At 34.8% G+C, this 22,367-nt stretch carries 27 protein-coding genes; 20 read left to right on the top strand and 7 right to left on the bottom strand.

What is annotated here, in order from left to right; all coding sequences use genetic code 11:
* The first annotated feature begins 12 nt into the window (after window positions 1-12).
* A complete protein-coding gene (locus WKT09_RS05215; RefSeq protein WP_340415028.1) occupies window positions 13-717 on the top strand; it encodes a cytochrome c biogenesis CcdA family protein in 705 nt (234 codons plus the stop codon).
* Window positions 718-872: 155 nt separating this feature from the next.
* Window positions 873-1,400 carry a CueP family metal-binding protein gene (locus tag WKT09_RS05210; protein WP_040037828.1) on the top strand — a complete coding sequence of 176 codons (528 nt, stop codon included), beginning with the start codon at window positions 873-875 and terminating at the stop codon, window positions 1,398-1,400.
* 146 nt (window positions 1,401-1,546) lie between these two features.
* On the opposite strand, the gene WKT09_RS05205 is transcribed toward WKT09_RS05210, so the two are convergent.
* Complete coding sequence (locus WKT09_RS05205; protein WP_340415027.1) at window positions 1,547-1,774, bottom strand: hypothetical protein; 228 nt, start codon at window positions 1,772-1,774, stop codon at window positions 1,547-1,549.
* A 29-nt stretch (window positions 1,775-1,803) separates the two neighbouring features.
* Window positions 1,804-1,989: a hypothetical protein gene (locus WKT09_RS05200; RefSeq protein ID WP_146937149.1), complete on the bottom strand. Its 186-nt coding sequence runs from the start codon at window positions 1,987-1,989 to the stop codon at window positions 1,804-1,806.
* Between the two features lie 457 nt (window positions 1,990-2,446).
* Here WKT09_RS05200 and WKT09_RS05195 point away from each other — a divergent pair, with 457 nt between their 5' ends.
* Window positions 2,447-2,686, top strand: a complete 240-nt coding sequence (locus WKT09_RS05195; RefSeq protein ID WP_040036846.1) for a hypothetical protein — start codon at window positions 2,447-2,449, stop codon at window positions 2,684-2,686.
* A 409-nt stretch (window positions 2,687-3,095) separates the two neighbouring features.
* Here WKT09_RS05195 and WKT09_RS05190 read toward each other — a convergent pair whose 3' ends face one another.
* The 3 genes from WKT09_RS05190 to WKT09_RS05180 form a co-directional block, all read right to left on the bottom strand.
* Window positions 3,096-3,713 carry a CadD family cadmium resistance transporter gene (locus tag WKT09_RS05190; RefSeq protein ID WP_040036845.1) on the bottom strand — a complete coding sequence of 206 codons (618 nt, stop codon included), beginning with the start codon at window positions 3,711-3,713 and terminating at the stop codon, window positions 3,096-3,098.
* A 70-nt stretch (window positions 3,714-3,783) separates the two neighbouring features.
* Entirely contained in the window at window positions 3,784-6,180 is a 2,397-nt protein-coding gene (locus WKT09_RS05185) for a heavy metal translocating P-type ATPase (protein ID WP_340415026.1), read from the bottom strand.
* Window positions 6,173-6,541, bottom strand: a complete 369-nt coding sequence (locus WKT09_RS05180) for an ArsR/SmtB family transcription factor (protein ID WP_040047916.1) — start codon at window positions 6,539-6,541, stop codon at window positions 6,173-6,175. Before WKT09_RS05180 ends, WKT09_RS05185 begins: the two co-directional genes overlap by 8 nt.
* A 212-nt stretch (window positions 6,542-6,753) precedes the next feature.
* On the opposite strand from WKT09_RS05180, the gene WKT09_RS05175 reads away from it, so the two are divergent.
* Entirely contained in the window at window positions 6,754-8,454 is a 1,701-nt protein-coding gene (locus tag WKT09_RS05175) for a recombinase family protein (RefSeq protein ID WP_340415025.1), read from the top strand.
* Here WKT09_RS05175 and rlmH read toward each other — a convergent pair.
* Complete coding sequence (gene rlmH, locus WKT09_RS05170; RefSeq protein WP_340415024.1) at window positions 8,398-8,877, bottom strand: 23S rRNA (pseudouridine(1915)-N(3))-methyltransferase RlmH; 480 nt, start codon at window positions 8,875-8,877, stop codon at window positions 8,398-8,400. The two genes, WKT09_RS05175 and rlmH, sit on opposite strands and share 57 nt — an antisense overlap.
* A gap of 271 nt (window positions 8,878-9,148) precedes the next feature.
* On the opposite strand from rlmH, the gene hprK reads away from it, so the two are divergent.
* From hprK to rsmI, 15 genes are all read left to right on the top strand, one after another.
* Entirely contained in the window at window positions 9,149-10,072 is a 924-nt protein-coding gene (hprK, locus tag WKT09_RS05165; RefSeq protein ID WP_340415023.1) for an HPr(Ser) kinase/phosphatase, read from the top strand.
* 223 nt (window positions 10,073-10,295) lie between these two features.
* The gene (gene dnaX / locus WKT09_RS05160) at window positions 10,296-11,996 is read left to right on the top strand and encodes a DNA polymerase III subunit gamma/tau (protein ID WP_340415022.1); all 1,701 of its coding nucleotides are present in this window, start codon (window positions 10,296-10,298) and stop codon (window positions 11,994-11,996) included.
* Between the two features lie 27 nt (window positions 11,997-12,023).
* Window positions 12,024-12,338, top strand: a complete 315-nt coding sequence (locus tag WKT09_RS05155; RefSeq protein WP_340415021.1) for a YbaB/EbfC family nucleoid-associated protein — start codon at window positions 12,024-12,026, stop codon at window positions 12,336-12,338.
* Window positions 12,339-12,368: 30 nt separating this feature from the next.
* Window positions 12,369-12,965, top strand: a complete 597-nt coding sequence (gene recR / locus WKT09_RS05150) for a recombination mediator RecR (protein WP_340415020.1) — start codon at window positions 12,369-12,371, stop codon at window positions 12,963-12,965.
* Between the two features lie 116 nt (window positions 12,966-13,081).
* Window positions 13,082-13,294: a YaaL family protein gene (locus WKT09_RS05145; RefSeq protein ID WP_340415019.1), complete on the top strand. Its 213-nt coding sequence runs from the start codon at window positions 13,082-13,084 to the stop codon at window positions 13,292-13,294.
* Window positions 13,295-13,360: 66 nt separating this feature from the next.
* Complete coding sequence (locus WKT09_RS05140; protein ID WP_340415018.1) at window positions 13,361-13,627, top strand: pro-sigmaK processing inhibitor BofA family protein; 267 nt, start codon at window positions 13,361-13,363, stop codon at window positions 13,625-13,627.
* A gap of 170 nt (window positions 13,628-13,797) precedes the next feature.
* The gene (gene tmk, locus WKT09_RS05135) at window positions 13,798-14,439 is read left to right on the top strand and encodes a dTMP kinase (protein WP_340415017.1); all 642 of its coding nucleotides are present in this window, start codon (window positions 13,798-13,800) and stop codon (window positions 14,437-14,439) included.
* Window positions 14,436-14,765: a cyclic-di-AMP receptor gene (locus WKT09_RS05130; RefSeq protein WP_340415016.1), complete on the top strand. Its 330-nt coding sequence runs from the start codon at window positions 14,436-14,438 to the stop codon at window positions 14,763-14,765. The genes tmk and WKT09_RS05130 overlap by 4 nt, the downstream gene beginning before the upstream one ends.
* A 12-nt stretch (window positions 14,766-14,777) precedes the next feature.
* Window positions 14,778-15,212: a YaaR family protein gene (locus WKT09_RS05125; RefSeq protein ID WP_340415015.1), complete on the top strand. Its 435-nt coding sequence runs from the start codon at window positions 14,778-14,780 to the stop codon at window positions 15,210-15,212.
* Between the two features lie 20 nt (window positions 15,213-15,232).
* Entirely contained in the window at window positions 15,233-16,225 is a 993-nt protein-coding gene (gene holB, locus WKT09_RS05120) for a DNA polymerase III subunit delta' (RefSeq protein ID WP_340415014.1), read from the top strand.
* A 12-nt stretch (window positions 16,226-16,237) separates the two neighbouring features.
* Complete coding sequence (locus tag WKT09_RS05115; RefSeq protein WP_340415013.1) at window positions 16,238-17,065, top strand: PSP1 domain-containing protein; 828 nt, start codon at window positions 16,238-16,240, stop codon at window positions 17,063-17,065.
* A 15-nt stretch (window positions 17,066-17,080) separates the two neighbouring features.
* Window positions 17,081-17,419 carry a DNA replication initiation control protein YabA gene (gene yabA / locus WKT09_RS05110; protein WP_340415012.1) on the top strand — a complete coding sequence of 113 codons (339 nt, stop codon included), beginning with the start codon at window positions 17,081-17,083 and terminating at the stop codon, window positions 17,417-17,419.
* Between the two features lie 248 nt (window positions 17,420-17,667).
* On the top strand, window positions 17,668-18,411 hold the full coding sequence (locus WKT09_RS05105; protein WP_340415011.1) for a tRNA1(Val) (adenine(37)-N6)-methyltransferase: 744 nt from the start codon (window positions 17,668-17,670) through the stop codon (window positions 18,409-18,411).
* On the top strand, window positions 18,401-18,670 hold the full coding sequence (locus WKT09_RS05100; protein WP_340415010.1) for a GIY-YIG nuclease family protein: 270 nt from the start codon (window positions 18,401-18,403) through the stop codon (window positions 18,668-18,670). The genes WKT09_RS05105 and WKT09_RS05100 overlap by 11 nt, the downstream gene beginning before the upstream one ends.
* Window positions 18,670-19,542: a 16S rRNA (cytidine(1402)-2'-O)-methyltransferase gene (gene rsmI / locus WKT09_RS05095; protein ID WP_340415009.1), complete on the top strand. Its 873-nt coding sequence runs from the start codon at window positions 18,670-18,672 to the stop codon at window positions 19,540-19,542. The genes WKT09_RS05100 and rsmI overlap by 1 nt, the downstream gene beginning before the upstream one ends.
* Before the next feature lie 165 nt (window positions 19,543-19,707).
* On the opposite strand, the gene WKT09_RS05090 is transcribed toward rsmI, so the two are convergent.
* Window positions 19,708-19,989, bottom strand: a complete 282-nt coding sequence (locus tag WKT09_RS05090; protein ID WP_340415008.1) for an AbrB/MazE/SpoVT family DNA-binding domain-containing protein — start codon at window positions 19,987-19,989, stop codon at window positions 19,708-19,710.
* 340 nt (window positions 19,990-20,329) lie between these two features.
* Between WKT09_RS05090 and metG the strand changes: the two genes are divergently transcribed.
* Window positions 20,330-22,267 (top strand): methionine--tRNA ligase, encoded by a 1,938-nt coding sequence (gene metG, locus WKT09_RS05085; RefSeq protein WP_340415007.1) that lies wholly within the window; start codon window positions 20,330-20,332, stop codon window positions 22,265-22,267.
* The last annotated feature ends 100 nt before the right edge of the window (window positions 22,268-22,367 follow it).

Genomic DNA, 22,367 nt, shown 5'->3' with positions numbered 1-22,367 from the left:
GGGATAAAATTTTTGAATGAAATAAATATATTTCTAGCTTTTGGTGCTGGTTTCCTTTCTTTTATTTCACCGTGTGTATTACCACTATATCCGGCATTTTTATCTTATATTACCGGAATGAGCGTAAGTGAGATAAATGAAGAAAATAAAAAAATGAATAAAAAAGCTCTTTTACATACCGTTCTATTTTTACTAGGGTTCTCAAGCATTTTTATTATGATTGGTTTTACCACCTCTTATATATCGGAATTCCTATTAACCTACCAAGATGCCATTAGACAAATTGGGGCTATTTTAATCATTTTCTTTGGACTAGTAATTGTTGGAGTATTTAATTTTAAATTTCTAATGAAGGACAAAAAAATAACATTCAAAAATCGCCCCGGAGGTTATGTTGGTTCTTTTATAATAGGAATGGCATTCTCTCTTGGATGGACTCCTTGTACCGGTCCAATATTAGCTATTGTGTTATCATTAGCTGCAACCAACCCCGATGTTGGTATGATTATGATGATTAGCTATGTTTTAGGCTTCTCTATTCCGTTTCTTTTATTGGCATTCTTTATTGGTAAATTAAAGTGGATTAGAAAACATAACCTTAAATTAGTTAAAATAGGCGGATACGTTATGATCTTTATGGGTGTAGCACTGTTCTTTAACTGGATGACTAAATTAACTTCATTTTTGGCTGGTTGGTTTGGTTTTTATGGATTTTAAATATACTTTCCATAATTTCTCTATTACATTTGCACAATAATGCACATTTGAGTATTATAATACGTTTTATAGATTTTGTTATAATGTAGAAAATCGTTTAACATAGTAATTGATAATAGCATTTAACTAATTAGATGAAAGAGGAGTCGAATAATATGAAAAAAGGATTATTGGCAGTAATTGGATTATTACTTATTTTAATAGTTGCTGCTTGTAGCGAAAGTGAAAGTACATCAAACGAAAACGAACCACAAGATATCAAGAAAGTGGTCCAAGAATACAGCATCGGGGATACTGATGATGTGTCTGCTTCTATTACTTCTGACGAGCTTATTGTAACTGATAGTGATAATAAAGAGACTACCTACAATCTTCCCGAAGACGAGTTCTTTGTTTCCATCGCACCATTTGTTGAGACAACACACCCTTGTACTAATCATAGCTTAACTGGTTGCCAAGGAGAATTAGTAGAAAAGGAATTTGATGTTTATATTGAAGACGAAGAAGGCAATGTTGTTGTTGATGAAACCATGACTTCATTAAAAAATGGATTTATTGATTTTTGGTTACCACGTGACAAAACATATAACGTGAAGATTCAATATGATGGAAAAACAGCTGAATCTGAGATTTCTACATTTGAAGGGGACAATACTTGCATAACAACAATGCAGTTAATTTAGTCTGGTTCCTCACAAATCCTTTTAACACAAAATATAATCATTTAAAGCAAATAGGAAAATGGATATAAACTTTTATAATAATATTTCTAACAGAACCGAGTCTTATCAAAGATAAGCCACTCGGTTCTGTTTTCTTAATTTACTATTTAATGTCTAATTAAATATTGAATATTAAAATCAAGTGGATCAATATAACTTAATATCAGAAATAATATTGCAATGGTAAAAATCAATAAGAATGGATGTTTAAAAAAGGAAAAGGTTTCTTGGTTAGCTTGTTTACGAATTGATTCTTCTGCTGTATATAAAACAAGTAATAAAATCATTGTTATCATCAAAGCCATTATATTGATGATTGCATTTGGCCTTGTCATAGCTACCATGTCTCCTAGCATTGCTCCCATCATTCCCCCATTAGTCCAGATAGTATTCCGTCAATGACAGCAGGTAGACCAATAGGTATTCCTGCAAGAAACCCAACAACCACTCCAATTAATATAGAGTAAACTGTTGATTGAAACAAATCACCATGAAAAGCCACTCCTAGAATGGTTCCTATTAAAATCCCCACCGACATCCCTAATGACATAGAAATCAACATCCCGTTCATTTTTGTTAGCCATTTTCGGTGATTCGTCACATATATTATGGTTGTTACAACTTGGGTGGTACACAACAAAAGTATAAAAAGTAAAGAAATTGACATTATTACAACTCCAATCATAGTATGTATGTCCACTTTTATTGTATTCACTGTTGGATTGCAATATGATATACCCCTATAGGGTAGAAGGATTAACCTTATGAAACAGTATATAGAAGGTTTGATTTAGTTAGCCAAGCCTAGTTCCTAATTAGCAGAACAAACACCATGATCAGTTTTAGGTCATTTTTAGATCGGGTAAATATTTCAGATGAAATATTATACTTTAAGTTAGATTAGCTTCCTATTATCCTGTTAAATTTAAAATCACAACTTCTAAATGTTCTCCATAAAATCTCGATAATTTTTAGGTATGATTTATTTAAGAAAGGAGATGTAATAAATGAAAAAATTATTAATAGGTATTTTAACCGGAGCCGTACTATTAGGAAGTGCTTCATTTGTTGCGGCCGAATCAAATGGAAGTGGAATCTTAAACTTTGAGGAGATGAAACCACATATTGAAGAAATGCATCCTAATTTATCACCAGAACAGCAGGAAGAAATGTTCAACAACTGTCATGGCGAAAATGGTATGATGCAAAACAATACTGAATTCCGTGATACGATGCATGATTTATAGTTTAAAGAGGTGTTCCCGTATGGTTGGGATGATGAGTATGAAGGTTCATGGGTTACTGGGATGGATACTTAACCTTGCATCCATCGGTATTGTTGTGTATTATGCCATCAAATTAGCATTGAAAAATAATCATAAAAATTAATAGTAACTTACAATCCCTTTTAAGTGGTAAATGTCCCCTTAGTTGGACGACAACTAATTGACCATTTAGATAATAATAAAGAAGCCGCCACCCTTTGATCTGCTAAATCAAAATAAGGGTGACGGTTCGCTATGCAAAGTAAATACATTTTTGTTTATCCAGAAATAATTCATTCAGAACAACATTATCATGCTAACTAAAAATGCCAGCAGCATTCTCGGTATTTTTAAGATGTTTGATTTCTAGGATTAAAATTTGCCCCATTTGTTAAATTAGGAATGAAAATAAAGCGTTGAATGTACCATTCTCAAACATGATATAAATCCCTAGCCCTATAAATACAATAGGGACAATCCAACGTTCATATTTCTCAATTTTTTCTGATACAAAATCCAAAGAAGCTAAGCGATAGCTGACATAACATAGAACCCCAACCATAATGAAGAAGACAATACTAGCAATAAGTATTTCAACCGTGTTTAATGCCGTGAAATAAGGTATATAAATAGAAAAGTCATCTGCACTGGAAGACAGCACAATAAATATGACTGTTATATACAATTTATTAAACCGATTTGAGGAAAATAAAGATAATATATTGCTTTCATCTTCATCCTCCTCTCCCTTGATCCAAATCTTAATCCCCAGATAAAGTGGAATAAGCCCTAGAAGACCTAAAACCCATTGCTGAGGGATTAACCATGTAATACCTAGAGCTACTAAAAGACTGGCAGCTATAATAATTGCCGTACCTATGTATTGTCCAATCCATATATGTTTCGCTTGTCCTTTTTTTATTTGTGAAAACAAAAGGATTAAAATAATAAGATAATCAATCCCTGTTGCTACATAAACTGCAGCCGCAGTAAGTGCCGTTGTAATCATTTTTTTCATCTCCAATATTTCAGGATTGGGCTTTTCAATAAGAAGAAAAGCCCTGAGATTGCAAATTTAGTTAATATTTATCTTCTTCCACTCGCATTAGTCTTAAACCATTCAATGCTACTAAAAGAGTTGCTCCCATATCTGAAAGGATGGCAATCCAAAGTGTTAGCCAACCGGGGATAACCAATAATAAGGCAATGAATTTAATTGCTAATGCGAAGGTGATGTTTTGCTTAATTATAGTAAGTGCTTTTCGGCTTAGTTTCACAGAAAATGGAAGTTTTCTTAAATCATCTCCCATTAAAGCTACATCTGCTGTTTCAAGGGCAGTATCTGTCCCTGCTCCACCCATTGCAATTCCAACTGTAGAGGCAGCTAACGCAGGGGCATCATTGACACCATCCCCAACCATCGCTACGTTGCCATATTTAGATCTCAATTGTTTAATAAATTCTAATTTATCTTGAGGCAATAGTTCTGCTTGAATATCCGTTACCCCAACATGACCTCCAATTGCATTGGCTGTACCTTTGTTGTCACCTGTAAGCATGATGGTTTTTTTGATTCCAAGTTGATGTAACTTTTGAATGATTTCCTTGCTGGATTCACGTACTTCATCGGCTACTGCAATGACAGCAAGTATTTCTTTTTCAGTTCCAACCATCATTGCGGTTTTACCTTGATTTTGTAGGTTCTTAACAATTTGCTCTTGTTTATTATTAAAGTCAACTGACAGATTCTCAAATAATTTCGGATTTCCAATGTAGTAAGTCGTACCGTTGATAGTCCCCTTAATTCCTTTTCCTGTGATAGAAGAGAAATCATCCACGATTACATGAGTGTAGGAAATGTTCTCCTCATCTGCTTTTTTCATAATAGCTGAAGCTAGAGGATGCCCGGAACGATATTCTAATGCAGTAATGATAGACAACATATCTTCTGCATTTACCTGATTGTTCAACATTTTAAAATCTGTTACAACTGGAACTCCTTTTGTAAGTGTACCCGTTTTATCAAAAGCTATTGCTTTTAAAGCACCCATTTCTTCTAGATAAATTCCGCCTTTGATAAGCACACCTTTTTTAGCTGCATTTCCAATTGCTGAAACAATAGAAATAGGAGTTGAAATAACTAATGCACAGGGACAACCAACGACCAATACTGCTAGCCCTTGATAAACCCAAGTTCCCCAGCTGCCACCAAATAATAATGGTGGTACTACAGCTACCAGCCCTGCGATAATCATAATAATAGGCGTATAATATTTTGCAAATTTATCTACAAACGCTTGAGAAGGCGCGCGTTCCCCTTGAGCTTCTTCAACAAGGTGAATGATTTTGGAAATTGTTGTATCTTCAACAAGCTTTGTTACTTTAACTTCAAGTATTCCCTCTTCGTTTAATGTACCTGCAAAAACTTCATCATCCACTGTTTTCTCAACTGGGACTGACTCGCCTGTAATAGTTGCTTGATTAACAGCCGAGTAACCATGTACTACTACACCATCCATAGCAAGCTTTTGACCGGGTTTCACAATCATAATATCGCCAACAGCAATATCATCAACATGAATCATCATTTCTTGCCCATTTCTTCTAACAAGCGCCTCTTTCGGAGCAATATCCATTAAAGATCGAATTGATTGTCTTGCTCGGTCCATAGAGAAACGTTCTAAAGCTTCACTAATTGCAAAGAGAATAACAACAATTGCACCTTCTGCCCATTCTCCAATAATAGCTGCTCCAATAATAGCCACTGTCATAAGAGTTTTCATGTCAAATTCAAAATGTAGTAAGTTTTGAAACCCGACTTTAAAGAGTGAATATCCCCCAATAACGATGGCTGCTGCAAACAATAGGGAAGTAATAATATTTTCTTCCCCATTAACAAACTGAGAGATATAACCAAAAACGATTAATAAAGAAGCGTATAGTAATGTGCTGTGTTTTTTATAAAATGGCTCTTTCTCTTCTTTAACCTCTTGTTTCTCTTCCCTTAATGGTTTATCTGGAGCGACTTTAAGGTTTTCAAAAGCACCAGCTTTTTCTAATTCCTCGATAGTTGTATTCCCATATACCTCAATTTTAGATGCACCAAAATTTACTTTTGCATCATGAACCCCTGATAATTTTTTTACATTCTCTTCGAATTTACCCGCACAATTGGCACACGAAAAGCCTTCAACCCGATACACATTTTTATCCTGATGAACAACAATTGGTGTTTGCCGTTTTGGTTTTTCAGGCATTACTTTAAGATTTTCAAAAGCTCCTGCTTTCTCTAATTCTTCAACAGTTGCATCACCATACACGGTTATTTTAGATGCGCCGAAATTTACTTTTGCGTCTTGAACATTGGGTAGTTTCTTAACATTTCTTTCAAATTTCTCTGCACAATTAGCACATGAAAAGCCTTGTACTCGATAGGAAGTCATTTCCATTTCTGATCGTTCGGCCTGTTCAGACATTTACCTCCACCTCTTTCTTATGTGTTAATGCAATCATCATAATTTGTTTGATATGTTCGTCGTTTAATGAGTAAAAGGAAAGCTTTCCTTCTTTTCTATAGTTGACAATCCTTTGCTTATAAAGTGTTCGTAAATGATGAGAAGCATTAGCAACTGTAACGCCTAAGATATTAGCTATATCACAAACACATAGTTCATCTTCCTGACACAAAGCATAGGTGATTTTTGCTCTATTTTCGTCGGCAATTGCTTTTAACATTTGAGAAACACCTGAAATATCTACTGTTTGTAGATCACCCTGTATTCGATTAACCTTTTCCTCGTCATAACAAAAAATTTCACAAGTATCTTTCTTATTCAATTCATCACCTCATTCAAGTATTCGCTTGATTATATAATAACTTTTTCCAGCGCAACATTCAAGCATATACTTGAATGAAATAAAAAAGAAATGGGTATTTCCAATTCTAAAAAGTACTTCTTCAATTTCCCATTTAAGTCAAACAATCACATAAGGTCCCATTTCTCTTATCTAGTATTTCATTGTAATATCAGTATGAAGGAGGATTAGATATGGATATATCAAGAGTTGCAATTTATGCTCGTGTAAGCACAGAAGAACAGGCAAAAGAAGGTTTTAGTATAGCCGCGCAACTTCAAACACTTCGGCAATATGCTCAAATTTATAACTGGGAGGTGATTGATGAATATGTCGATGAAGGAATTAGTGGTAAATCCGTAAAAGGACGGCCTGAAATGAAAAGACTAATTAAAGATGTAGAGAATGAGAGATTTGATGCTGTAATAGTTTGGAAAATTTCCCGACTTTCAAGAAATATGCTAGAAACACTCATGATTCTAGATAAGTTTGAAAAATACAACGTGAAATTTATATCCTACTCAGAAAACTTTGATACCAGTAGTCCTATAGGTCGTTTAGTACTTCAAATTATGGCCTCAATCGCTGAAATGGAGCGAAATACATTAGCGGAAAACGTTAAGCTTGGGATGAAACAGAGAGCTTTGGAAGGGAGATGGAACGGCGGGGTTGTATTTGGATATGACACTGTTAAGAAGGAGCTAGTTATCAATGAAAAGGAAGCTGAAGTAGTACAGTTAATCTATCATATGTATGCAAATGGCAAAGGGCTTAGAGCGATTTCTAACCACTTAAATAAAGCTGGGTATAAAACCAAGCGTAATCGTTATTTCTCCATCAATGGAGTAGCACAAATCTTAGACAATGTGATATATAACGGTAAAATCAGTTGGCTAAAATTTGAAAATTGGGAGTCCAAACGAAGAAAAGGGAAAAACCCGAATCCCATCCTTGTAGAAGGAAAACATGAACCTATTATTTCGGACGAACTATGGAGCGTTGTACGAGCAAGAAGAAAAAGTAAATCGTTTAAACAGCGTCAATCAAACGAGCCATTTTTACTTAGTGGCCTTTTACGCTGTCCTGATTGTGGCCAAGGGATGGTTCCCTCGATTACAACATATACACGTAAAGATGGAACGAAACGAATACATCGTTATTACGTCTGTAGCGATTTTCATAATAAAGGATCTGCTGCTTGTAAAGCTAATTCTATTAAGGCATATGAAGCAGAAGATACGGTTATCAAGAAAATTGAACATTTTAGTTCTAATAAGAAGAGATTATATAAGACGATCACTGACATAAGTTCAAGTTCTGCTCATTCGATAAGTAAGCTTAACAAAGAATTAGAAAAGATTGAAATACGATTAAAAGAGATTGAACAATTACAGGCAAAGTATATGGATACCTTTGAGAAAAACACTCTCCCTGTTGATATTCTACAAGAACGGTTACAAAAGGTCTCGAATGATAAAAGGGGGTTAGAACAAAAGAAAAATGAGATTATAATACAATTAGGATCTATCGATTCAAAAGTAATCCAACCAGATTTGATTGAAAATTTACTGAAAAAATTCTTATCAGTATATAGGAAGACATCTAGGGAAAATAAAAAACAATTACTTCAGTTGTTAATCGATAATATCTCAATCAAGCAAATAGATAAATCTAGAACCATAAAAAACATAGAACTTGAATTTGATTTTACTGAACTGAATATATCGAAAACCTTTATACTAATCCACTTGTTGTATCGAGAAACGGATAATGAACATACATTTTCAATACCCGCTTCCGATAAAGAATTACCACCTTATCTACAACAGTTTTTGCCTCTATTTGTGGTACGGTTCCCCCCTCATAATCTTAAACCCTCTATACACTTGCTCTAATAAAATAAGTTTCATCAATTGATGTGGGAAGGTCATTTTGGAAAACGAAAGTCTCATATTCGCTCGTTTTAGGACATCGTCACTTAAACCGTTGGAACCACCAATCACGAACGCGATCGAACTTTTTCCGTGGATGCCCAATGTCTCTATTTCTTTTGCAAGTTGCTCGGAAGAAAATTGTTTCCCTAAAACATCTAATGCAATCACATATTGGCCATCTTTTATTTTGGATAAAATTTTCGTACCTTCCTTATGTTTTACTTCTAAGAGTTGTTTTTCACTTAAATGTTCAGGGGCTTGTTCATCTGCAATTTCATGAAATGTTAATTTACAATACGCTTGCAACCTTTTAGTAAATTCCTCTATCCCTAATTTTAAATATTTTTCACGTACTTTTCCTACTGAAATTATTGATATATTCACTTTTATTCCTCATTTCAACGTACTTTATCACATAACATCATTATACAAAAGGTATCTTAAAAAAGGGAGGAATTGATGTGCATATTTTTTACAAATTATCTTGATTGTTAATGGATAAAAAAGGGAAGAATAAGCATAGAAATAAAATTTTTGCATATAATTGTGACGAGTTTTTGAAAACGAATACAATTAATGTAAAAAGATGTATAAAAGTTGTATGATAAGAAAAGGATACGATTTGGATGAAGAGAGACAATAGGGTGATAATAAGATGGATAAAACAATTAGTGTAGAAAGGCTTGTTCGTGTTTTTAAATTAAAAGTATTAACGGAGGCCAACTATTTAGATAGAGAAGTGACAAGGGCTAATGCAAGAAGACCTGGACTTGAATTTACAAAGTTTATGGAATATTTTCCGACTGGGCATGTATTTGTACTAGGAGAAAATGAAATTCATTATTTAAAATCATTACCAGAGGAAGAACGAGATGAACAGGTAGCAACATTAGTGAAATATGGACCACCTAGCATTATCGTCACGGATGGAAGAGATGATTTGGAGTATTTACCGAAATATTGTAAACGACACCATATTCCGCTTCTCGTTACAGAAGATACAAACTATGAGTTCATTCGAAAAATTGATAATTTCTTAATTAAAGAATTGGCACCGGAGATCGCTATTCATGGGGTATGTGTCAATGTATTTGGTATTGGCGTGTTAGTCCGAGGTGCTTCGGGTGTAGGAAAAAGTGAAACAGCCCATTCATTAGTCGGTAGAGGCCACCGCTTAGTCGCAGATGACATTGTCGTCTTAAAAAAATTAAGCCCACGTACATTACTTGGCACACATAACGGGACGAATAAGGAACTACTATCTTTACGTAGTATTGGATTGTTGAATGTTGTGCGCATGTATGGACGTAGTGCGTTTCAAGATGAGTCGAGAATTGCATTAGATATCGAATTGACGAAGTGGAAAGAAGACGAATTGTATAATGATTTGGAAGTAGAAACGAAATATACAGAGTATTTAGATGTAAAAATTCCATCGATTGAAATCCAATTGAAACCTGGACGTGATGTTGTTGGACTTATTGAAGCGGCCGTCAATAATTGGTACTTAAAACAACAAGGATATAGTGCAAAAGATGAATTTATTAAGCGAATCGAAGAAGAAATTGATGCCGAATAAAATAGGAAAGACCGTTATACAGCAGCGTGATGGAATGAACAAATAAATGAAATGAAACTTCTATAAAAGGTGGTTTATGGAAGTTTCTTTTTTATTTTTTACATGAAAAGGAAGAAATGTACACCATTGTAATGCTAAATAAGAAAACCTCTCTAAACAGTTCAAAACATAGACGATATGCGATATAATAGATAGGAAATCTAACGAAGGGATTTAACGCCAAATGAGCTATCAAGCACTGTACCGCACGTACCGACCGAGAACATTTGAAGATGTTGTTGGACAATCGCATATTACACAAACATTGCAAAATGCTATTTCAACTGGTAAGTTTTCACATGCTTATTTGTTTTCAGGCCCTCGTGGAACGGGAAAAACGAGTGCAGCGAAGATTTTTGCACAAACGATTAACTGTGAGAAAATGCCTACAACAGAACCTTGTAATGAATGTGCTAGTTGTAAAGGGATTTTAGATGGTTCGATTCAAGATGTCATCGAAATCGATGCTGCATCTAATACAAGTGTCGATGATATTCGTGATATTCGAGAGAAAGTAAAATATGCTTCAAGTGTCGTACCATATAAAGTATATATTATTGATGAAGTGCATATGATTTCGGTTAACGCATTTAACGCCCTTTTAAAAACGTTAGAAGAACCACCTGCACATGTCGTATTCATTTTAGCGACGACAGAACCGCATAAAATTCCACTGACCATTATCTCAAGATGCCAACGCTTTGATTTTAAACCAATTCATAATAAAGTAATCATAGAACGTATGAGAACTATTATGGAGAAAGAGGCTGTAAATATTACAGATGAAGCGTTAGAGCAAATCGCACTTGCCGCAGAAGGTGGAATGCGTGATGCGTTAAGCTTACTAGATCAGGCCATTTCATATAGCGATGGGCAAATTGAAATAAAAGATGTTTTAACCGTAACAGGTGGCGTATCGCAAGATGTACTAACGAATATTGCACATACGATGTATGAACGAAATTCGGAAGAGACATTACGTTTATTTGATGAGATGGTTGAGCATGGAAAGGATCCAGGTCGTTTCGTATTTGACTTTATTTATTTCTTGCGTGACGTCTTGTTTTATAAAGCAACACCTAAGCTACAAGATCATTTAGAGCGAGCGATTGTGACAGAATCATTTCAGCAGTTAACAGATCAAGTTGATGTAGGGTGGATACAGCATGCCATCGTACAGTTAACAGAATGTGAACAACAAATTAAGTGGACGACAAGTCCAAAAGTGTTTGTAGAAGTAACATTATTAATGATTGCAAATGAACAAAAAAAAGAGCCTGAAGTTGTTCAGCAAGCAGTGCCATCACATGAAATAAAACAGCTAACAGAACGATTACACGCGTTAGAAGAACAGTTGGCAAATATGAAACATGAAGGTGTGCAACAGGCGCCACCGAAAGAACGACGAAAACCGATGGCAAAACAACCAAGCACATTTAAAGTGCCACATGAGCAAATTCGTTCTGTATTAGATAATGCTAGTAAAGCAGATATCGTGAAAATTCGTAATGAATGGGCGAATTTCTTAGATCAATTAAAGGCAGCAAATCCACAAGCACATGCGACAATACAGAATACAAATCCTGCTGCAGCATCAACAGATGCGATTATTGTTGCATTTAGATATGAAATTCATTGTTCTTTATTTATGGATCATAAAGGATTGGCTGAATCTATTTTAGCGAATGTACTTTCTAACCATGTACGTATCATTCCAATACCAGAGGAAAATTGGCTACAAGTACGTGAAGAATATATTCAAAATAAGGGAGCCAATCATACAGATGCTAATTCGAAGGAAGAGCAAGAAGAACAAGAAGTAGAACCTCATATAGAGCAAGCACAGCAGCTCTTTGGGGAAGATGTGGTGGAAATACAAGAATAAATTATATATTTTTAGGAGGAGTTATTTATGAAAGGTAATATGGGAAATATGATGAAACAAATGCAGAAAATGCAAAAACAAATGTTAAAGGCTCAAGAGGAGTTATTAGTGAAGGAATTTACTGCATCTGTTGGTGGTGGAATGGTAACAGTGACAGCTGATGGAAGTAGAAATGTTACTGGAATTAGTATAAATGAAGAAGCAGTAGACCCAGACGACGTAGAAATGTTAGAAGACTTAGTTTTAGCAGCAATTAATGATGTGATGAAACAAATTGAAACAGAAACAGAACAAACGATGGGTAAATTTACAAAAGGCTTAAACATGCCAGGAATGTTCTAATTTATTTTATCGCCTTTAGGAGGCATCATCATGTATTATCCAGAACCAATATCGAATTTAATTGATAGTTTCACTAAATTGCCAGGTATCGGTCCGAAAACAGCTGTCCGTCTGGCTTTTTTCGTCATCGATATGAATGACGATGATGTAGTAGATTTTGCTAAAGCTTTAGTAAGTGCAAAGCGGGAATTATCTCACTGTGCGATTTGTGGCCATATAACAGATAAAGAAACATGTGCTATCTGCACAGATCCTTCAAGAGATGATAGCATTATTTGTGTAGTGGAAGATTCACGTGATGTGATCGCGATGGAAAAAATGCGTGAATTTAATGGAAGGTACCACGTTTTACATGGATCTATTTCCCCGATGGATGGAATTGGGCCGGAAGATATCAATGTTCCTAGCTTAATCCAACGATTAAAAGATAATAATGTGGAAGAAATTATTTTGGCGACAAATCCAAATATTGAAGGGGAAGCAACGGCAATGTATATTTCGCGTCTCGTGAAACCGTCGGGAATTAAAGCTTCTCGTATTGCGCATGGTTTGCCGGTTGGTGGAGACTTAGAATATGCAGATGAAGTAACATTAGCAAAATCATTAGAAGGTCGACGCGAGTTATAACGAGACAAAAGTAAATTTTATAAGGTGGAAACGACTGAGTAAAACCTTTCTTTATCTCAGTCGTTACGACCGAATTTTGCAATATATATTATATTCAAAACGACAGGTGATGTTACATGAGAAGAAAAAAGTATAAAGTAATTGCCGACCAAGCGTTATTAGATGCAATTTTTAATGCGGAAAAAGAATGGAAACATTTACGCCGTATCGTGGAAAATAGTATCGATCCGTTGTTAGAAACAGAGCAACATATGAAATTAGCAGAAGCAAAATATATGTTTTTATTAAAAGAAGCAAAAAGAAGAAAAGTGAGTGTCCTACAGTATTAGCGGGTATTTGTTCTATTTCTTCTCTCTCTTTCATATATTGATGAAAAAGGGAAGAGGGAGAGAAGCATGAATACGATTACCGTTACCATTGTAGGGCTTTTTATTTTTATCTTATTTTATATGATTGTACGAGCACCAAAAGGGGCAATGTCGTTTGTAGGAAAGGGAGCTGTTCGCTTAACGATTGGTTTGTTGCTGTTGTTTTTCTTTAATGTATTTGGTGGTCAATTAGGGCTACATATTCCTATTAACATATTTACCGTTGTAGTTACGACGGTACTAGGTCCTTTAGGCATTATATCTATTGCTGCGGTTCATATTTTTGTCTTGTAAGAATTTTTCATAGAAAATATTTATAGAGAAAGCAGGAAAACGTCCTTGATTATTTAAATATATGAAGAAATCATGGTACAATAGAAGGAAGGAAAGGAAGTATTTTTATAGAAATATAATCGTCTGTAACCAATACGTGTAAGATGATGGATGTAAAGGGAGCTAAGGTTGTGGAACATAACTTTATTACTATTGAAGGTGGCGAAGGAGCAGGGAAAACAACTGTTATAAAGCTTGTAGAGGAAAGACTTAAGCAAGCTGGATATGAAGTGTTAGTAACGAGAGAGCCAGGTGGAATAAGTACATCTGAAAAAATAAGGGAGATCATATTACATTCTCCACCAAACGAGATGGAAGAAAGGACCGAGGCGTTATTGTTTGCAGCGGCCCGACGCCAACATTTAGTACAGAAGGTAAAGCCAGCCATTGAAGCTGGAAAAATTGTTCTATGTGACCGGTTCCTTGATAGTAGTCTTGCTTATCAAGGGTATGCACGTGGTATTGGCATAGACGAAGTATATAAAATAAATGAATTTGCAATTGACACATATATGCCAGCATTAACGATCTTCTTTGATATTACACCCGAAGAAGGGTTAAAAAGGATCCATGCGAATGAGAAACGAGAAGTAAATCGTTTAGACTTGGAAAAAATAGATTTTCATCAAAGGGTATATGATGGTTATCAGTTGTTATTACAGCAATTTTCAGACCGTATCCAATCAGTGGATGCGATGAAGACAATCGAAGAAGTGACAGATGAAGTATATACAAAAATTATTACTCATTTGAAAGGAGTGGCTTCAAGATGAAATTAATTATTGCCGTAGTCCAAGATAAAGATTCGAATAGACTAATTAACGCGTTAGCGGAAGAAAACTTCCAAACGACAAAATTAGCAACGACAGGTGGATTTCTAAAAGAAGGTAACACGACTTTAATGATCGGATGCCAAGATGAACATATTGATGATGCATTACGTATTATTAAAGAAAATTGTTCACAACGCGAACAAATGGTAGCACCAATTTCACCGATGGGCGGTAATGCGGATTCTTACATACCGAAGCCTGTAAAAGTAGAAGTAGGCGGGGCGACGGTGTTTATTTTACCAATTGAATCTTTTTATCGTTTTTAAAGGAGCTATAACATGAAAATTGGGCAGGAAATACGTTCGAAAGTGGAACAAGTTACGCCAAAAAGAGTACAAGAAGGAAAAAAGGATTTCCAGCAACTCATTCAAACACAAACACAGCATTTAGAAGAAAAAGAACTAAAGAAATTAATAGACGATATTACAGAACAAGGAAAAAAAATAGCCCGTTTTCGTTCGTTTAAAGATTTGGCGAAATTTAAGCGAATGGTGAAAGAGTTTTTACAAAAAACTGTTTATGACGGGCTTTCTTTGCATGAATCGAGAAGCTTCCATGTAAATCGTTTTCATCATAAGCTAACGACGGTGAATCAAATTGATGAGAAATTAGTCCAATTAACAGAAGAAGTCATGGACCAAGAAAAGAAAAGCGTTGACTTGTTAGGACTAATAGGGGAAATTGAAGGACTTTTAATTAATGTATATACTTAACAATAAAGGAAGTAATTAGCATGAAATCATGGGAACAATTGCGGGAGGTACAACCACTTGCAGGGAAAATTATGATGAATAGCTTTTTAAAAAATCGCGTGTCTCATGCTTATTTAATTCAAGGGACGAGAGGGACGGGGAAAAAGACATTTGCAACGATGATTGCAATGACGATTTTTTGCCCGAATGTAAATAAAATAGAACCTTGTCAGTCTTGTCATACGTGTAAACGTATTTTATCGGGAAACCATCCAGATGTTCATTGGATTGAGCCAGAAGGGAAATCAATTAAAACCGAACAAATACGTGCTTTACAACATGAGTTTGGATATCGTGGGATGGAAAGTGCCAAGAAGGTATATATTATTATGAATGCAGAAGCATTGACAGTGAATGCGTCCAATCGTATTTTAAAGTTTTTAGAAGAACCGGAAGTAGAAACAACAGCACTTTTGTTAACAGATAACGGTCAAAGCATTATTCCGACGATTCAGTCCAGGTGCCAAATATTGGAGCTTAAGCCGTTACAACAGAAGGCTTTTATTCATAGATTAATGGCAGATAATGATATCGCGATGAACGAATCACAGTCGCGACTTATTAGTGCGTTAACGAATAACATAAGTGAAGCTAGAATATTACATGAAGAAGAAAAAGTATATGACATAAAAGATGTAGTATATCAGCTCATTTATCAATTAATTGCTAATTATGAAGATCGTTATTTATTTATGCACCAATCATATTTGCCTAAAGTAAAAGATAAACAAGACCAAGAACTAGGTTTAGATTTAATGCTACTAGCTTTTAAAGATATATTGAATTTTCGTAATCAACGAGTAGAGCAATTATTATTTTTCCAATCAAATGATGGATTGTTAAATAGAGCAATCGAGCGATTTTCAGAGCAAAGATTACTTCATATATTACAAGCTATATTAGAAGCGAAGCAAAAATTAAATCAAAATGTTCATCCAACATTAGTAATGGAGCAGCTCGTATTACGTTTTTAGGGGTGGGTTATGATGATAGAAGTAATCGGAGTCCGTTTTAAAAAGGCGGGAAAGATTTACTATTTTGATCCGAATGACTTTCAAGTTGATATAGATGACTACGTAATTGTTGAGACAGCAAGAGGCATAGAGTTTGGAGAAGTTGTTCTCGTAAATAAAGGTGTAGAAGAAGAGGATGTCGTATTACCGTTGAAAAAGGTATTACGTATTGCAACGACAGAAGATAAAGAAAATGTTCTAGAAAACGAACGATTGGCAAGTGAAGCATTATCTTTATGTATTCGTAAAGTACAAACACATAAATTAGATATGAATATTGTCGATGTGGAATATACGTTTGATCGAAATAAAGTTATATTTTACTTTACTGCAGAAGGTAGAATCGATTTTCGTGATTTAGTAAAAGACCTAGCTGCGAAGTTTAAAACACGTATTGAATTACGTCAAATTGGTGTAAGAGATGAAGCGAAGTTATTAGGTGGTATAGGTCCTTGTGGTCGAATGTTATGTTGTTCCACATTTCTAGGAGACTTTGATCCTGTATCGATAAAAATGGCGAAAGACCAAAGTTTATCCTTAAATCCTGCCAAAATATCAGGCCTATGTGGTCGTCTCATGTGTTGTTTGAAATATGAAAATGACCATTATGAAACGGCGAAGCAACAGTTACCAGACGTTGGTGAAAAAATTCATACGACGGAAGGAACTGGGAAGGTCGTAGGAATAAATTTATTGGAAAACATTGTGCAAATTCAATTGTTTGAAAATGAAGCAATCATCGATTATACATTGAACGAATTAATTAGTGAAGAACTTATTTCAATACCAGTAACGGAGTAAAAGAGGTGGGTAGGATTGAATAAGAGGCAAATTTTTGATCAAGTTTCACATATGGAAACACAAATTGGTGAACTATATGAACAGTTAGGAAACTTAAAAAAAGATTTAAGCGATATTATTGAGGAAAATCACCGTCTAGAAATCGAAAATAACCATTTACGACAGTATTTAAATAAAGAAAATGGGGAGCCAGAAACAGATACGTCAGAATCTGGAAATGGCACAGCGTTACCGGGTGAGGGATTCGATAATTTAGCGCGAATTTATAAAGAAGGTTTTCATATTTGTCATATGCAATTCGGTAGTCCCAGAACAGATGAAGATTGTTTGTTTTGCCTCGAATTATTTGGCTAATTGTACACGAAACACTGCTCTCTATATACGGAAAGCAGTGTTTTTTATATGATAATGTAGAAGCGGATAATCGCTAGAAGTACATATGAGAATGAAATATAATAGTACATACGTATAGGAAGTGTACATATAACGTTACACTCGCTCGTATGATTACAAGGAAATAAACGTGCAATGGAAAGTTTGTCAGGAGATGTTGCACGTAGGAACCTTTATGAGTCATTTTTATGCTTGTTAGGAGGGACAGAATGGAAACATTAATTGGGGATGAACGTGTAGACTATTTATTGATGGATGAATCAATGAAAATAATTCAGAGTCCTACCGTTTTTTCTTATTCTTTAGATGCAGTATTATTAGCACAATTTGCATACATGCCAATTAATCGTGGCGATATTTTAGACTTATGTACAGGGAATGGTGCTATCCCTCTATTACTATCAAAACGTACAAAAGGAACGATCACTGGATTAGAAATTCAACCACGTTTAGCACATATGGCAAGAAGAAGTGTCGCTTTAAATCATTTGGAGGATCGCATTCATATCGTGGAAGGAGATTTAAAGGAGCGACATGCAGCAATGAAGCAAAGCTTTTATGATGTGGTTACTTGTAATCCACCTTATTTCGCGACACCGAAAGATACAGAACATAATGTAAACGAACATTTAACGATTGCACGACATGAAGTATTATGTACGTTAGAAGATGTGATTAAAGCGTGTAAACTGTATGTAAAACCGGGTGGAAAAATATCGATCGTTCATAGACCGGAGCGTTTAACAGATTTAATAACATTGTTTAGACAATATAAAATAGAACCGAAAAGAATGCAGCTCGTTTATCCAAAGATGGGAAAACCTGCAAATACGTTGTTAATAGAAGGGGTTAGAGATGGAAAACCTGGTTTACATATTTTATCCCCATTATATATTTATGAAAATGACGAAACATATACAGAAGAGGCTAGGAAGATTATCTATGGGAAATGATCATTTCGTTTACATATTACAATGTAAAGATGATACGTTATATACTGGTTATGCAGTAGATGTTGAGAAACGGTTAAAAGTGCATGAAAGTGGAAAAGGTGCAAAATATACGAGAGGTCGAGGCCCTTTTGAAGTCGTTTATGTGGAGCAATGTTCTTCTAAATCGGCCGCATTAAAAAGAGAATATGACATTAAAAAAATGCGTCGTGAGGAGAAGGATATGATGATCCAACAATATGAAAAAGGGGAGAAAACATAATGTTCGTACAAAATAGTTTTGAAAAAGAAGCAGAAGGTATTTTATATTTAGTACCCACACCAATTGGAAATTTAGAAGATATTACATTTCGTGCACTAGAGACATTGAAAAAAGTAGATGTTATTGCAGCGGAAGATACACGGCATACACAGAAGTTATTGAATCACTTTCAAATTCAAAAAGAATTGATTAGTTACCATGAACATAATCGGATGGAAAGAATACCACAATTATTACAACGGCTTGAGGCGAAAGAAACGATTGCATTAGTAAGTGATGCTGGGATGCCGGCTATTTCTGATCCAGGGTATGAATTAGTTCGCGCGGCGACGGAAAAACAGATACATGTTATTCCACTTCCGGGAGCAAATGCTGCTACAACGGCATTAATTGCATCGGGATTACCGACAGATGCGTTTTATTTTTATGGATTTTTACCACGTAAAAAACAAGAAAAAGAAGATGCTATATCCTTTATAGGGAAATTACCAGCTACCATTATTGTATATGAATCGCCATATCGAATAAAAGATACGATGAAAATGATGAAGAAAATACTTGGCAATCGTAATATGGTGTTAGCAAGGGAATTAACGAAGCTGTATGAACAATTTGTTCGAGGATCGATGGAAGAAGTAATCAATTGGTTAGACACAAATGAAATAAAAGGCGAATGTTGTATCCTTATAGAAGGTGTAAAAGAAGAAATGTTGGAAGATGAAAATATATGGTGGGAAAGTCTTTCGATAGAAGCACATGTACAAGCTTATGAAGCAAAAGAAGGATTATCAAATAAAGAAGCCATGAAACGAGTGGCAAAAGATCGTCGTATTTCCAAAAGAGAAGTGTATCAACATATCCATGTTAAATAGTGTGTAAACGGTTAAAATTTAAGCTGAGATAAGTAACACGTGCATTGATAGGACGTTTTGTACGAAATCTCAGCTTGTATCCATGTTTTTGATTGAAGATAGATAAAATATTTATATTTATAGACTTTATAGCATGTGCAATATTCTACCTATCTAGTATGTTAGTTATACTAGTTGAAAAATGTCGCTTAGTTCTTCCATTAACTGTTTAGCACCGTTCGGACTTAAAACTAGTTTGCCGTTTGCAAGAGCGATGTTATCAGATGTACTCTCACCTGTAATGTGACAAGCCATATTAGGTACGTATTTTTTCAGAACGATTTGGTCCCCATCTACATAGATTTCAATCGCATCTTTTTCTTTAATATCCAATGATCTTCTTAATTCAATTGGAATAACGACTCTACCTAGCTCATCTACTTTTCTAACCATACCAGTAGATTTCATTGTAATCTTCAATCTCCTTTCCAAAATATTCATTATAAGAATTTATTATATACATATTATACATGAATTTATATATATGAGAAGGAAAATACTTATAAAAAACTTAAATAATAGCAAAAATTTCAGAAATAATTCAGATTAACCAATATATATTATTGTATTGAGTCTTAAATGGCAATTTCCGCTCAACAAAACTAGGTAAAAATACTTATATAAGAAAAACGAATATTTTATTTGAGAAATAATGTAATATACTTTATAAATGATTGAAAAATCGCTACAATATAGCTAATCAGTATAGTAAAATGTAGATAATTGTTATAAAAGAGGAGATTGAGACATGGCAAATGAAAACAAAACGTTTTATCTAACAACGCCGATTTATTATCCGAGTGGTAATTTACATATCGGTCACGCATATACAACGGTTGCTGGAGATGCGATGGCAAGATATAAACGATTACGTGGCTATGATGTAATGTATTTAACAGGAACAGATGAACATGGTCAGAAAATCCAAAAGGCGGCAAAAGAGGTTGGGAAAACCCCTCAAGTTTATTTAGATGAAATGATTGCGGGCATTAAAGACTTATGGAAAAAGCTTGATATCTCTTATGATGATTTTATTCGAACGACAGAGACAAGACATAAAGATGTTGTGCAAAAGATTTTCCAACAGTTAGTGGACCAAGATGATATATATTTAGATATTTATGAAGGTTGGTATTGTACACCATGTGAATCATTTTTTACAGAAAGACAGTTAGATGATGGAAAATGTCCAGACTGTCATCGTCCGGTTGAAAAAGTAAAAGAGGAGTCATACTTTTTTAGAATGAGTAAATATGCAGATCGTTTATTGCAGTTTTACGAAGAGAATCCGGACTTTATTCAACCAGAATCACGTAAAAATGAAATGATTAATAACTTTATTAAGCCTGGGTTAGAGGACTTAGCAGTATCTCGAACAACATTTGATTGGGGAATACAAGTGCCTGAAAATCCAAAACATGTTATTTATGTATGGATTGATGCATTAACGAACTATATTACGGCACTAGGGTATGGATCAGATAATGAAGAGAAGTATAAAAAGTATTGGCCGGCGGATGTCCATTTAGTTGGAAAGGAAATTGTCCGTTTCCATACGATCTATTGGCCAATTATGTTAATGGCGTTAGATTTACCTTTACCGAAAAAGGTATTTGCACATGGTTGGCTTTTAATGAAAGATGGAAAAATGTCTAAATCGAAGGGGAATGTCGTTGATCCTGTTACTTTAATTGATGATTACGGATTAGACGCATTACGTTATTATTTATTACGTGAAGTTCCGTTCGGATCCGATGGAGTGTTCACGCCAGAAGGATTTGTAGAGCGGATTAACTTTGATTTAGCGAATGATTTAGGGAACTTACTAAATCGTACGGTCGCAATGATTGGGAAATATTTTGATGGAGAAATTCCAGCATTCCGTTCCAAAGAAGAAGCGGTAGATGAATCATTAGAAACATTAATGGATGAGACGATCGAAAAAGTTCAATCATCGATGGATAAAATGGAATTCTCTGTTGCATTAAGTACTATTTGGCATTTAGTTAGCCGTACGAATAAGTATATTGATGAAACAGAGCCTTGGAAATTAATAAAAGATGAGACAAAGTATGATCGTTTAGGGAATGTGATGGCACACTTAGTAGAAGCATTACGTGTGGTTGCTATTATGATACGTCCATTTTTAACGGAAACGCCCGTTAAAATGTTTGAACAATTAGGCATCACAGATGAGGCATATCAAACTTGGGAGTCTCTCACAGAACATGGCATTGTTCCAGCTGGTACGAAAGTACAAAAAGGGAAGCCGATTTTCCCTCGTTTAGAAATGGAGGAAGAAGTTGCCTCTATTAAAGCGAAAATGAGTAAACCGGAAGAAAAAGTAGAAGAAGCGTCAAATGAAATTACATTTGATGAATTTACGAAAGTTGATTTACGTGTTGGTGAAGTGTTACAAGCAGAAAAAATGAAAAATGCTGATAAATTACTGAAACTACAAATCGACTTAGGAAGCGAACAACGTCAAATTATTTCAGGTATTGCACAATATTATGAACCGGAAGCTTTAGTTGGTCGCAAAGTAATTGTGGTAGCGAATTTAAAACCAGTAAAACTTCGTGGCGAGATGTCAGAAGGCATGATTCTTTCTGGAGAAGATGAAGATGGTACATTATCACTTGCAACAGTCAGTGATGCATTACCAAATGGTTCTGTCGTAAAATAATAATAAATAGAGGAAAGGATGGGGGAATGGAAAATGATGCTACAACTTAGCGAATCATTCCATTCTCACCTTCCTTTTTTCTTTCTATGAATGTCGATAG

The organism is Pseudogracilibacillus sp. ICA-222130 (assembly GCF_037892545.1).
Taxonomy (GTDB): domain Bacteria; phylum Bacillota; class Bacilli; order Bacillales; family Amphibacillaceae; genus Pseudogracilibacillus.
Note: the sequence above shows the minus strand (reverse complement) of the source record. Positions and strands in the feature narration are given on the sequence as shown.